This is a genomic window from Streptococcus sp. HJ1, assembly GCF_052399005.1.
Taxonomy (GTDB): domain Bacteria; phylum Bacillota; class Bacilli; order Lactobacillales; family Streptococcaceae; genus Streptococcus.
Genome location: NZ_CP199005.1, coordinates 1,262,774 through 1,276,895 on the forward strand (window position 1 = coordinate 1,262,774; position 14,122 = coordinate 1,276,895).

General features: G+C 41.9%; 10 protein-coding genes and 1 other annotated feature. All 10 genes read right to left on the bottom strand.

Annotation, left to right across the window (positions count from 1 at the left end):
* Positions 1–39: 39 nt before the first annotated feature.
* Positions 40–256: a binding site (T-box leader), on the bottom strand.
* Positions 257–351: 95 nt separating this feature from the next.
* Positions 352–3,048, bottom strand: coding sequence for a phosphoenolpyruvate carboxylase (gene ppc / locus ACT17O_RS06460; RefSeq protein WP_444817264.1), 2,697 nt, complete (start codon positions 3,046–3,048; stop codon positions 352–354).
* A gap of 23 nt (positions 3,049–3,071) precedes the next feature.
* Positions 3,072–4,295, bottom strand: coding sequence for a cell division peptidoglycan polymerase FtsW (gene ftsW, locus ACT17O_RS06465; RefSeq protein WP_444817265.1), 1,224 nt, complete (start codon positions 4,293–4,295; stop codon positions 3,072–3,074).
* 185 nt (positions 4,296–4,480) lie between these two features.
* Positions 4,481–5,422: a peptidylprolyl isomerase PrsA gene (gene prsA, locus ACT17O_RS06470; protein ID WP_444817266.1), complete on the bottom strand. Its 942-nt coding sequence runs from the start codon at positions 5,420–5,422 to the stop codon at positions 4,481–4,483.
* Between the two features lie 67 nt (positions 5,423–5,489).
* Positions 5,490–6,203 (bottom strand): O-methyltransferase, encoded by a 714-nt coding sequence (locus ACT17O_RS06475; RefSeq protein ID WP_444817267.1) that lies wholly within the window; start codon positions 6,201–6,203, stop codon positions 5,490–5,492.
* 1 nt (position 6,204) lies between these two features.
* Positions 6,205–8,007 (bottom strand): oligoendopeptidase F, encoded by a 1,803-nt coding sequence (pepF, locus tag ACT17O_RS06480; RefSeq protein ID WP_444817268.1) that lies wholly within the window; start codon positions 8,005–8,007, stop codon positions 6,205–6,207.
* A gap of 18 nt (positions 8,008–8,025) precedes the next feature.
* Positions 8,026–8,982 (bottom strand): competence protein CoiA, encoded by a 957-nt coding sequence (locus ACT17O_RS06485; protein WP_444817269.1) that lies wholly within the window; start codon positions 8,980–8,982, stop codon positions 8,026–8,028.
* 76 nt (positions 8,983–9,058) lie between these two features.
* Positions 9,059–10,207: a hypothetical protein gene (locus ACT17O_RS06490; protein ID WP_444817270.1), complete on the bottom strand. Its 1,149-nt coding sequence runs from the start codon at positions 10,205–10,207 to the stop codon at positions 9,059–9,061.
* Positions 10,208–10,393: 186 nt separating this feature from the next.
* Positions 10,394–11,254, bottom strand: a complete 861-nt coding sequence (gene tehB / locus ACT17O_RS06495) for an SAM-dependent methyltransferase TehB (protein WP_295332547.1) — start codon at positions 11,252–11,254, stop codon at positions 10,394–10,396.
* A 14-nt stretch (positions 11,255–11,268) separates the two neighbouring features.
* Positions 11,269–11,736 carry an SsrA-binding protein SmpB gene (smpB, locus tag ACT17O_RS06500; protein WP_444817271.1) on the bottom strand — a complete coding sequence of 156 codons (468 nt, stop codon included), beginning with the start codon at positions 11,734–11,736 and terminating at the stop codon, positions 11,269–11,271.
* On the bottom strand, positions 11,699–14,053 hold the full coding sequence (gene rnr, locus ACT17O_RS06505; RefSeq protein WP_444817272.1) for a ribonuclease R: 2,355 nt from the start codon (positions 14,051–14,053) through the stop codon (positions 11,699–11,701). The genes smpB and rnr overlap by 38 nt, the downstream gene beginning before the upstream one ends.
* Between the last annotated feature and the right edge of the window lie 69 nt (positions 14,054–14,122).

Consider the following 14,122-nt stretch of genomic DNA (forward strand, 5'->3'; position numbering starts at 1 on the left):
CATCCTCCTAATAGAAAAAGTCCTCACACAAAAAACTTGTGTGAGGACGTCGATGCGCGGTGCCACCTCAATTATAGGGACTATCCCTATCGCTCTTTCTCGCATTCACGAGTTGCACTGTAAGGTGTGCTCACCGAATTCTTATGATTTCAAATTCTTTATAACATTCAGCCCAATTTTCATCACTTTCATCTATCTGTTTCCACCAAGCACAGACTCTCTAAAAAACTTCAATGATTACTTTCTGAATGTTTAAATTATATCATTTTTCAATTACTTGTCAAGACTATTTTTAGAATTTTTTAAACAATTCAAAAACTTCCCCTAGAAAAAAAGGAAGTTTAGAAAATATCAACCTGAATTACGCAAACCTGTTGCAATTCCGTTAATGGTTGTATGAATCAATCTTTCTTCGTCTGCTGACAATTCACCACGACGTTGACGTTTAATCAACTCCAACTGAATGTAGTTAAGGATATTAAAGTAAGGCATACGATAGTTTAGACTGTCTTTTAGGTAAGAGTTTTCTGCCAAGAGTTCGTCATAACCTTCGATAGCTAAAATAACATCCTTGGTCAATTGCCATTCATCTAAAATAGTGTAAAAGATAGCTTGCACTTCTTCATCTTCACAGAGCTTGGCATATTCAAAGGCAATGTTCATATTAGACTTAGACAAGACCATGTCTACATTGGAAAGCAATGATTGGAAGAAAGGCCAGTTTTGGTACATGTCACGAAGAAACTCGATATTTTTCGGATCTTGATCAATAAACTCTTTAAAGCTTGATCCTACACCATACCATCCAGGGAACATGACACGACTTTGTGACCATGAGAAGACCCAAGGAATGGCACGCAAACCGCCAATTTCAGTGATGGTCTTACGAGCTGCTGGACGCGAACCGATATTGAAGCTTGAAATAGCCTTGATCGGACTTGATTCAAAGAAGTAGTCATAGAAATGTTCATTTCCAAAGACCAAGTCACGGTAGATATCATAACTACGGTCCACTACTTGATCCATAATAGCTTCGTAACGGTTTGATGTGTTGGTATCACTCTTCTTCTTGGTAATCATACGGTTAATGGCTGCAGAAACCAACATCTCAAGGTTGTAATAAGCAGCGTCTTTGTTACCGTATTTGTTTCCAATCACTTCTCCTTGCTCAGTCAGACGGATACGGTCCTTTATAGACTTGAGCGGTTGAGATGTAATGGCTTCATATGTTGGACCACCACCACGACCGACAGTCCCACCACGACCATGGAAGAAAGTGACCTTAACGCCAAATTCATCCCCAATAGCAGTCAGTTGTTGTTGGGCTTTATAGAGGGTCCAACACGATGACAGGTAACCACCGTCTTTGTTACTATCAGAGTAGCCAAGCATGATTTCTTGGTAATTATCTTTTGAAGCAATCCATTTTTTAGCCAAAGGAAGAGAGAAATATTTTCTCATGGTTTCTTCCGAATGATCCAAGTCTTCGATGGTTTCAAAGAGGGGAACAATTTGAACGCGGGCTTTTTGAGCATCCACCAATCCGACTTCCTTGAGCATGATGGCTAGTTCTAGCATGTCGGAGACACTTGTTGCGTGAGAAATGATGGTTTGACGAATGACATTTTCACCCAGTTTATCCTTCAACTTGCGGGCAGCTTTAAAGATAGACAGTTCCTTCTCAAGAAGTTCTGACTTTTCAGCATGAGTTGCTGAGAGGATACGAGGGTCTTCTTCCAACTCTTTTAAGAGAAGGCTACATTTTTCGTCTTCAGACAGATCGCTATAGTGGTCGTTGATACCAGCTGATGCTAGCAATTCAGCCACACAGGCTTCGTGAACACTAGAATCCTGGCGCATGTCAATAGAGGCAAGATAGAAACCAAAGATCTCGACAGCTTGCATCAATTCGACGAATTCTCCAGAAATCAGGTAGTCACCTTTGTTTTCAAGGAGAGAATCGCGAATGGCCAACAAATCTTGATAGAATTCATCTGCAGTGGCATATCTAGGCTGAAGTTCCTTGTCTTCAATGAGATAAGCCTTGGTTGCCTGCATCTTAGCTTGGATATCAAAAAGAGCACGACGATAGAGTTCTTTTTCACGATAAATCGAGTTATCTTGTGACTTCAGCGCCATCTCACGAACCTTGTCGCTGACATTCACAATACTGGTTGAGAGTGAGAATTCACGATAGAGGTTATAAATCTTCTCATCGTAGTAATTCATGATAACTTCACACTGGGTCAAGGCAGATTTATTGAGGGTTTCAGCAGTTACGAAAGGATTGCCATCACGGTCTCCTCCAATCCACATTCCCATGGTAATCGGTTTTGGATGTTGGAGCTCGATGCCTTGTTCTTTAGCTAGTTTCTTATACTCAGCTGTCAAACGTGGAACAGCATTCAAAAATGAACTTTGATAGTACTCCATCACGTTGGTGATTTCGTTGGTTACTTTCAATTTCTTCTCACGAATCATGTCCGTTTGCATGATAATTTCAATATAACGACGGAGATCCGTGTGCCATTTTTCTTTGTTAATCAAGCCTAGTTTGACATCACGGTACTTACGTAAAAGATTATGGATATGGTTGGTCAAATCCAGCATACTCTTGCGTTGTACTTGCGTTGGATGGGCGGTCAAGACAGGGACGACATTTAACTTTTCTAAAATTTCAGCTGCATTTTCTTTTTCAGCTACCATCTTAATTGTTGTAGATAGTTTCCCTAGATAGTCTTGGTCCACATTGTTTTGGTGATTGATTTCATAGGCCAAATCCACATCCTCAGAGATATTGATCAAAAGTGGAAGGATAGAGAAATAGCGTGAAATGTAAATCATTTCTTCATTCGAAAGACTGGTCACTAGGTCATTGAGCCCTTGATAATTCTCGCTAGTTGATAATTCCTTCAACTGGATAATCTTTTCAAAGGTTTCTGGCGCCAGCATATTTTTTGTGATATCTTCTAATAGCTCAGTCAGAATCAAGACTTCTTCTTGGACGACTGCTTTATTACTATAGTTTTCTAATTTTTGAAGAGACATATACTTTCCTTTCCATACAATTCTTACAGACTTTCATCGGTTTGATTCTCGTATTCTCTGATAAGTTTGGCACGTTTTTCGCTTGCATCAATGTTCAGTACAAGCGCGATGGCTACGGATAATACCAGTAGACTGTTCCCACCTTGTGAAAGGAAGGGGAAGGTTACCCCTGTAGAAGGAATCAACCCTGAAATCCCACCGATATTGACAAAGACCTGAACAAGGATCATCCCTCCGACACCGATAGCAACCATAGAATTAAAAGGATCTTTAGCTCGAATTCCGACTAAGATAATTCTCAAAATCAAGAAGAAGAGTAGAGCCAAAATCATACTGGCTCCTACGAATCCAAACTCTTCGATGATAATCGAAAAGACGAAATCCGTATGGGCTTCTGGCAGATAACCACGCTTCTCGATAGAATTTCCCAGTCCCAGTCCAAACCAGCCACCATTTACCATTGCATAGTAGGAATTTGCGAGCTGGTGTCCTGCCCCCGCCAAGTCATTAAAGGGATTAAAGAAAGCACTGAAACGTTTAGCAACGTAACCAAATACCGGTATTTGAGAGAACTTTTCAACCCCAACAAAGCGAATGACAGACAAGACTAACATTGAACTTCCTGCCAAGAGAGCTAGAATGGTCGAGAACCAACGATAGGCGATCCCACTTACGGTATACATGATGAGCGCCACCAAGACCAAGATGGTCGCATTTCCCAAGTCTGGGAAAATTCCCAAACTTCCAATCAGAACCAGCAGAACAAAACGCCAGTCGTTAAAGGCTCGAGGTAGCCACTGATTCTGTGTCAAAACCTGGAAGTCATAAATCGCAATCTCATCTTGTTGTTTTGAAAATCGATGTGCCAGGTACCAGATGATGATAATCTTAAGGTACTCCGCAGGCTGAATCGTTACAGGTCCGACAGAAATCCATCCGTATGCTCCATTGACAGGTGTTCCGACCAGTCGCGCCAGAGCTAAAAGAACCATCTCCACAATCATTACGATAAAAATAAGACGTCCGTTTCTTAGGAAACCTAATTTTAATTTATAAATTAAGGCAATCAGAATCAAACTAGCTATCCAGAAGATCCCCTGGTTACGCACCAATTGAAAGGCACTTTTCCCTTCTTCAATCAGGGTTGGACTCGTTGTCGAATAAACCACAATCAGTCCCAAAATCGACAAAAGGAAGTAAGGAATCAAAATGGAATAGTTTAGTAGGTGCCTTTTACTAATTTTCATATTTCACCACTCTAATAGGAACAGACGCTTCTGTTCCCAATTCCGTTTTATTTTCTAGTTTTGATTGCTATTATACCACTTTTTCAGAAAGAAAAAAACTCTTATCCTTTAATCCTTCGAATTTTACTTATTTTCTAGTTCAAGCAAAAAATACAAACCTCTCTTGAGATTTGTATTTTAAGTTTTTAGTTAGATGAAGAGCTGTTGCTTGAGCTTGAGTCACCACCACCGATGTATTGGGTGAAGATGTTTTGGAAGGCTTGGTCTTTGACCTTGATATTAGCAGCTTGCAATTCTTTACCAATTACTCCTTGAACAAAGGCAGAATCATTTTGTTTTTGAGTCAAGATGATTGTCTTCAATTTTTCTTTGTAATCATCCAAGTTAGAAGATTTTTCTGTCTTCTTCGTTACTTTGATGATGTAGAACTGATTGCTGTATGCTTGTGTTCCAGTAGCTGTAATCACATCAGAAATACCATTCACATCCAAGGCAAAGGCTGCTTTCTTGACTTGTTCTGGAAGTTCTGTAGAAGCAGAGTCAAAAGTGATTTCGCCACCATTTTCTTTTGTTTTATCATCGTTAGAGTTGTCTTTTGCTAATTGAGCAAAATCCGCACCTTCTGCTTTAGCTTTCTCAAGTACTTCTTTTGCCTTGTCTTCATTGTCCATACGGATGATTTGAGCAGTTACATCTGGAGTGTACGCTTCGAAAGCCTTTTGGTAGGCTTCGTCTGTCAATTCGCTCTCAGCGGCCTTCTTAACTGCCAATTCAACCAATTTGCTGGTGCGAATTTGAGCTTTACGAGTTTCAGGAGTCATACCTGCACGTTGAAGGACGCTGTTGTAGCTATCACCGTATTTCTTTTGTTCTTCAGCAACGGCGTCATCCACATCTTTATCCGTTACCTCTGATCCATATTGTTGTTCAAATACTTTTTGGATGGTCATATTTAGCAAGACTTGTTGAGCAGTTGGATTGTTCTTTACTTCGTCAAAGAATTGATGTTCCGTTATCACATCGCCCTTCATGCTGATCAAATCTTTTCCTTCAGAACTGTTTGAACAAGCTGCAAGTGTTGCTACTGATAAAAGTGTGATGGCTCCTGCCATAAGTTTTTTCTTCATGTTTACTCCTTTTACGGTAAGTGTTACCTTATCTATTTTACTATAATTTCTTAAATTTTTCTGAAAATTATTCGCTCCCAGGAAGCTCTACTTCTGCTACATTCTTTCGTAGCATGAGAATACCGTCTCCAAGTGGAACTAAAGTTGCTGTTAAATCTGGATTATCCAAAGTTGCGTCGAAAAGTCTTTGCAAACCACGGTAAATGGTTCGTTGACCACGGCGGACTTCCATGATGTCCTTGGCAACATCTCCTCCTTGGAAAATATCATCCAAGACCACCACTCCACCGACTTCCAAATGTTTAAGGATTTCAGGCAGAAAGACGATATACTTGGACTTGGCCGAGTCCATAAAGACAAAATCATAAGTTTCTGTCAGACTGGATAAAACATCGACTGCATCTCCCTCTAAAAGAGTGATTTGCGTACGATTATCAAATCGAGCAAAATTATCTTTTGCAAAACCAATCATCTCAGGATTACGGTCAATGGTTATAATCTTAGCATCTGGCGCATGTTCCGCCATCAAGAGGGCTGAAAAACCGATAGCTGTCCCAATTTCCAAAATGTTCTTGGGCTGTATGGTCTCCATGAGAAAACGGAAATACGCGACCGTTTCATGGGGAATAATGGGAATGTTTTCCTTACGCGCGAAGGTCTCCAATTCTTTTAAGGAACCTGTCACCTGCTTTTGACGCTGGCGCATGAGTTCAACGATTTCTTCCTTGACGACAGGCCGGCGCATATTGTGATTGGCATTTTTACTATAAGACTCTACCATCTTAAGCTAGTCCCAATTTTTCAACAAGGGCTTCAAACTCGTTCAAGCGACGTTCAAAGACTGCAAAGGCATCGTTAAGATAGTCTTCTTTTTCCATATCAACACCCGCTTTTCTCATGACATAGAGTGGATAGTCTGATTTACCTGCTTTGAGGTAGTCGATATAGCGGTCACGGTCTTCTTGACTACCATGGACAATCTTCTCAGCCAAGGCTGAAGCAGCTGCAAAACCTGTTGAATACTGATAAACATAGTAGTTATAGTAGAAGTGAGGAATGCGTGCCCACTCGTATTGGATCTGAGGATTGTCTTCCTTGCTGAGTCCATAGTACTCTTGGTTCAAGTCAGCGTAGAGCTTATTGAGGAAATCACTTGTCAAGACTTCTCCATTTTGGTCTGCTTGGTGGATGGCATGTTCAAACTCAGCGAATTGAGTTTGACGGAAAACTGTTCCACGGAAACCATCTAGGAAGTTATTGAGAATAGCAAAGCGAGTTGCATCGTCTTCTACTTCTTCCAACAATTTCTCTGTCAAGATATTTTCGTTAGTCGTTGAGGCAATCTCAGCCAAGAAGATAGAATAATCTCCGTAAACATAAGGTTGGGTTTCACGAGTATAGCTAGAGTGCATACTGTGACCTGTTTCATGGACAAGAGTAAAGAGATTATCTAGATTGTCCTGCCAGTTGAGAAGCATAAAGGCATTGGTATCGTAAGAACCACCAGAGTAGGCACCAGAACGCTTGCCTTGGTTTTCATAGACATCAATCCAACGCTCACTGAAGGCACGTTTAACACGGCTCAAGTAGTCGTCACCTAAAACTGCCAAAGCTTCTTCTGCCTTTTTCAAGGCTTCTTCGTAGGTAAAGCTATAATCTACTGACGAAAGCGGTGTGTAGACATCGTACATCTTGAGGTCGGAAATACCCAAGATTTTAGAACGAAGTTCTAGGTAACGATGCAAGAGCGGCAAATGCTTGCGAACTGCTGCAACTAGATTGTCATAGACACTTTCTGGAACAAAGTTAGCTGCGAGGGCTGCATGGCGAGCACTCTTATAGTTGCGAACTTTTGCGCGGTAGTTTTGCACCTTAACATTTGTCTGCAAAGTCTTAGCATAAGTATGTTGGAATTGCTCGTAAGTCGCATAAAGGGCTTCATAGGCACCACGACGCACTTCACGGTTTTTAGACTCCATCAAACGGATGTAAGTACCGTGTGAGAGTTGCACTTCATTGCCTTCATCATCCAAGACGTATGGGAAGCTAATATCCGCATTGTCCAAGATGGCGAAAGTTTCACTAGCCGCGCCAAAGATCTCTCCTGCTCCAGCAAGTAATTCTTCCTCACGTTGCGAAAGAACATGGTCTTTCTTTTGCAAGAGCTTGTCAAAAAAGTGTTTGTAAACTTGGAGTTTTGGCTGAGCTTCTAGGAAGGCCGCATACTGCTCTTCACTAATCTCCATAAACTCAGGTTCATAGAATGAAAAGGCTTGTTCTAACTGACTGTATAGGGTCATTGCCTTAGCATAGTACTCTTGATACTTGGCTTCACGCGTGTCCTGATCATTTTTCATATGCGCATAGACATAAAGCTTTTCAACTTGGCGTTCCAAGTCAAGTGAGAATTCTGTAATCTCAAGCAAACTGTCTGCACTATCCAAGAGATGCCCCTCATACTGAGATGCTGTTTGTACTTTTTCAGTTAAATCTTTCAAGGCTTCTTCCCAAGCCTGGTCTGTTGGGTAGATCGTTGAAAGATCCCATGTATCTTTTTCATTTATTTCATGTCGTTGTAATACCATAAGATTCCTCCATCCTTTCTATTTTACCACATTTTTTGAGAAATATAAGTGATAAAAGGCTGGTGGATAGAGCTTTTGGCAATTATTTTTCGGTTTTTTTTGATAGTAAGCCTGAAAATTTCTATAATAGCTAGTCAAATCCGTTTCAATCTGCAAAAAATCACCTGATTCTATCGGTCTGACCTGAGGATACCAGTCGTCCAGTTGACGATTTAATAGATTGTCTCCTTGATGATAAGCTTCCTCCTGCTTCTTCATCCAGTAAGGGGTTTGGTAGTACAACTGTTGGCGAATGTAGTGACAGATAGTGGTATCTTGCTCAACTAAAAAACTAGCTAGCTTTTGTTTCTGATAAGGAAATCGTAGAATTTCCAAGAGATTTCCTTGTCCATAAGGGAATTCCTTGACCTGAAAATGAAGCTTGCCACGTAGGTCCTGATGCAGAAGATATTTGAGTCTCAAAATTTTCCTTTTGAGATCCAGTTCCCAAACAAAGAAACCCATATTTTGACTAAAATAGAGAAATCCCCTTTGCAATTGTGTTAATCGCTCTTTTAACCAGAGTTTTTCTCCCAGTAGCCAGATAACCTGATAGCCCTGGCTGCGGTATCCTTGACTTCTATCGCCTAAAAGCTTTTGAGACAAGGGACTGCACTGAACTTCTAGTGCTAGTTTCCCATTGACGAGAACATCCGCAACCTGCTGAATCTCGGGCAGACTATATTTCAAGGCGACCTGATTGTCCTTCTTGGCCCAATGATAAAGGGCCTCTTTGTTGCCCATGTGTTCTGGACTTTCATTCTCGAAAATAGCGATGCAATCCCTTAACCTTTCATGGGCAAAGTGCGTTCGAATACTCTGTCCTTGGCGTAATCGTAGTCTGCCCCCACAGGCTGGACAAGTATAAGCTTGCTTGGTCACATCTTTTTCAAGGGCATTCACCAAATTCCCCTTGGCATCTCTGGCTACAAACATGGGCTACCTCCTTTTCTCATTTATTCGAAAAAGAACTAAAAAAGGCTGGAATTCCAGCCTTTCTTAATATTATTTCTTATCTTTTTTGTCTCTTAGAATATTTTTTTAGCATGGGAATGAGATTGGGAATCTGCTCACTTCTAATGACCAGCACGCCGTATTCTTGGCAGCGATTGGCATAAGCTGGATTGATTTTCCCCGTACAAACAATCAACTTGAGGCAACTCTCCCCAGCAAAATGATTGGCATAGACTTCTAGTTCGTTGATGGCTTCAACTGATAAATCTGTCATCTTGCAGGAGATAAAGGTAATCGAGCGGCCCTTTCTCAGAATAACATCAATCTCATTTTGAACATTGTCTGCCTCTGGAAAGATGCCATTCCAATCAATCTCACCGCCTATCATGCACTCATCAAACAGCTGAGATTCAAGCGCCAAGAGATAGAGATATACCTCTAAAATATGTCCCTTATTGCGGCAAAAGACTTGAGCTTCTTGACTTGGAAAGCTGTATGCTACTCGTTTCTTGTCCTCGCTTTCAATACAAAGCATCCCTGCTTCCACAAGTAAAGGGATGAGGGATTCTGGATAGTGATAATACCTGCCATTGTTTTCCAGTATCTTTTCTGTCTCAGCATGCAGGTCATTGGTCTTAGCTAGAGAGAAAAATTGGGTCACTTGATACCAGTGGGCAGGATTGGCAATGGCGGAGCTGGCTAGTTTTTTAATGGCTGCAATTTGCTGAGCTGAGTGGATAGGGCGTTTTGATTTGAGCATTTTTCCACCACGCAAGGCTATCAGCTGTTGGATGCTTAGGGTTGGAATGTCCAAATCTTCTTTTTCTAACTGACCGGCTACCCACTTGTATTGTTTTCCCCGCTCGACATCCATGGCAACGATGGGGAGCTGCCGATCCAAGCCGTATTGATAGAGAGATAAGGCTAGTAGCGAATCCCCACCAAAAACATCGAGAAGGACTTGTTCATAGCCTTCTAGACAATAATCTAACTGGTCTGCTAGTTGTTCTAAGGATAACTGACGAAAGGTCACTCGTTGAATATGAGGCACCTCTTCCATGATAAACTGACGGAGAGAGAGCTTCTCTTCTTTGCTTATTTTCGTCAAAGATAGAAAAAGAATCTCGTCACAATCACTGATAAAGGCTTGGTAGACATTCTTTTCCAATACATGCCGATCATACAGCTCCACTAAAAGACTCGTCATTCGACCACCTCCATCATAAAGACTTTCTTGCGCTGAGAGTATCAGCAACACAGTTCTACTACTCAGATTTCCTACTTCTAGTATAGCATAAAATCCTGCTCGCCCCAATCAACCAACGCAAACAAAAACGAATAGAGACCTTGCAAAGTGATTTCTATTCGCTGGTATAAGTTTGATTTACTTGATTTACTTGATTTTCTTGGCTAGCATGGTCGCAAAGCGTAGTTGAATGCGATTGCCATTTTCATCACGACGGTGTAGATGTCCTGGGTTTTCATTATACTTGACCAATTCCCAATCCTTGTAGTAGTCCGCCAACTCCCCTTCTTTAAAGGTGAATGGGAAGTTGACTGAGCAAGGATAATCCTCTGTATCCATGGCACAGACGATAAGATTGTAACCACCGACCGTGGTGTGCTCCTGCATATTTTGGATAATAGCTGGAATGCGGTTCGCTTGTAGGAACATCAGAACAACTGTTGAAACGATAAAATCATAGTCTTGGCTAACACTGGCAGAATTGATATCATAAAGTCCGACAGGCATGTCTAGATCCTCTTGTTCCACAATGCTTTGCAAGATTTCAAGGGACAATTCATTTTGATCCACAGCTGTCACATCAAAACCATTCTGTGCGAGAAAGAGAGAGTTACGCCCCTGACCACAACCCAAATCCAAGGCTCTTCCTGGTTTCACCGTCTGCATAGCCTCTAAGACTTCCGAATGGACTGGATTGGTCTGGTATTTCTTAGGGAAATAATCCTCAGGTTTACAATAAAATTCCAAGTACCATTCTACATCGTCTGTTGCAGCCTCTACTCGGTGCCAGGCTTGCGGTTGTGCCATAGGATTGTCAGCCCCTGCCTCAAAGAGGTGCTCAGCTAGAACCTCACCATCTTCAGTCAACTCAATAAACTTGAGTACCCCCTTCAAGACAGTAATTTTTCCCCAAGTGCCGACTTTAGTATTGTGCTTTTGCTGAACTGCTTCAGGCATGGTCTGTTTATTCCACAAGGGCATCCGTTTATAGGCAATTAATTTTTCCATTTTACTTCCTCTTCTTAACGCTGGTTGACAGCTTTCATCACACGCGCGATGTCGCGGTTTTGTTCACGACGCTTGATAGACTCCCGTTTATCATAGTCATGTTTCCCTTTGGCAAGTCCTAAAAGGAGTTTAGCATAACCATCTTTGAGATAGACTTTGAGGGGTACAAGGGTCATTCCTGTCCCTTTGGTCTCTTGTTCCAATTTTTGAATTTGCTTCTTATGGAGCAGGAGTTTGCGACGGCGTTCAGGTTCCTGGTTCCAGATATTGCCCTCTTCGTAAGGGGCGATATGAACATTGCTCAGCCAGACTTCCCCATTTTTTACTTGGGCAAAACCGTCCTTTAGGTTGATTCGAGCTGCTCGTACACTCTTGATTTCAGTTCCTGTCAGGACCATTCCTACCTCTAGCGTATCTACGATTGTATAGTCGTGGTGCGCCTTTTTATTTTGTGCGACGACCTTTCCCTCGCCCTTTGCCATGCTTGGCTCCTTTCTTAGCTACTTCCTTGTAAAAAGGTTTCTTTCCCTTTTTCTTCTTGTCTTTTTGTGAATGCTTGTGCTTATCACTTGAGCGCCCTGATTTTCTCTTGTCTTCCTTCTTATCCGAACGACGACTTGAGCCACGACCTCTGTCTTTGCGTCCAGCTTGTTTCAAGCCTTTTTCGATGACATCAAACTCACTTGGGATATAAGAGAAGTCAATCTCACCTGTCATCTTATCCGCTCTTTCAACCCGAATGCGAATCTGCTGTCCTACACGGAAGGTTGTGCCTGATTTCTCCCCACGGAGTGTCAAATCTCGCTCATTGAAATGATAAAATTCAGGCAAATTGGTAATGTGAATCAAGCCTTCAACTGTATTTGGCAATTCGACAAAGAGACCGAATTTGACGATGCTGGATACAACTGCGTCGTACTCTTCACCAACGTATTCTTCCATGTACTCAGCCTTTTTCATGGCTTCTACTTCACGCTCCGCCTCTATGGCACGACGCTCACGGTTGGAAGACTGGGTTGCAATCTCTGGAATCACTTGCTCAAAATGCTCTGCTATTTCCTTAGAACGGCCGTAATCCCGAATCATACGGTGGACAAGGAGATCTGGATAACGGCGAATAGGACTGGTGAAGTGAGTGTAATAGTTAGCGGCTAGTCCATAGTGACCGTGATTGTGCTCAGAATAGCGAGCCTGCTGCATAGAACGGAGAAGCATCATGGACAATACATCCGCATAGGGTTCTCCCTCAACAGCACGCATGATGTCTTGAAGCGCTTCCTGGCTAATTTCACTGGCAGTTCCATAAATTCGCAAACCAAAGCTCGAAGCGTAATCAATAAACTTCTGAACTTTTTCAGCCTTGGGCTCCTCGTGAATTCGATAGATGAAAGGTAGATCCAACTTGCTAAAGTGCTCGGCAACCGTTTCATTAGCAATCAACATGAAGGACTCGATCATCCGCTCAGCAACACCACGCTGACGAAGAACGATATCAACAGGCTTACCTTTTTTATCCACCAGAATCTTAGCTTCACTGGTATCAAAATTAAGGGCACCACGTTTCTCACGCATGCTTTCTAGCCTTTCATGAAGCTTGGCCATTAACTCGATACTAGGAACAATTTTCTGATACTCTTGTCTTTTTTCCTCGTCGCCAGCTAAGATATCATTGACAGCGCTATAGGTCATACGGAAACTAGTCTTGATAACAGTTTGGGTAATCGTGTAATTAACCACACGACCGTGTTTATCAATTTCCATAATGGCAGACTGGGTCAAGCGATCGACTTGAGGATTGAGGGAGCAGATACCATTTGACAAACGCTCTGGAAGCATTGGTACCACTCGGTCTGTTACATAGACAGAAGTCGCGCGGTTAAGGGCTTCCTTATCAAGTGCAGAACCCTCTGTCACATAGTAGGAAACATCCGCGATGTGAACACCGAGTTCGATATTGCCATTTTTCAAAGGCTTAATGTGAACTGCGTCGTCCAAGTCCTTGGCATCCGCGCCGTCAATGGTAAAGGTAAGCTCATCTCTTAAATCAAGACGACCTTCCATATCCTTTTGAGACGGAGCATCTGGTACACTTTCTGCCTCCTTGAGAACAGCTTCTGGAAATTCTGAAACAATATCCATGGATTCCAAGACTTCAAGAACGTCAATCCCAGCATCAGTCGAGTGCCCCACCACATCAAGGACACTAGCAACAAAGAAATCATGTTTCTTACTTGGGTATTTGTCGATAAAGACCTTGAGAACTTCAGTACCTTCCAACTTGATAGCCGGTTTCTTCACATAGATGGGTTGGCTGATTTTCTGATTTTTTGAACGGATGTAGCCCGCATACTTGGGCTTTTCCTGATCCAAAACGATTTGCCCGACAACTGTCGTCAGGCTATGCTCTAAGATATCGATAATTTTTGCTTCTGCAGCAGTTCCCTTGTTGCGGTCAGCAACTTTCTTGATGACCACTTCAACGGTATCGCCATCAATGGCATAGTTGACATCGTTTTTTCCTACAAAAAGGTCGTCCTCTTCCCCTTCTAGAGTAACAAAGCCAAAGCCGTTTTTATGGGCATGAAAAATCCCTTTGAGGGTAATTTCATGTTTCTTCTTTTGGTCCAGACATAAACTACCATCATCTTCAAAACGAATCTGGTGCTTTCTTTCCATCAGAGACAGGGTTTTAATCAACTCACGGAAATCCTTGGACCCATCCTTTCCGAGAGCCTGAGCCAGGTCATTTACCGTCACTCGCCCCTTCTCTTGCAAATATTCTTTAATTTTATCTTTCATGTTTTCTTTCTATATTTTTTAATTTTCTTTTACTGTAAGACCTTCTCAAACATCATTTAATACTCAATA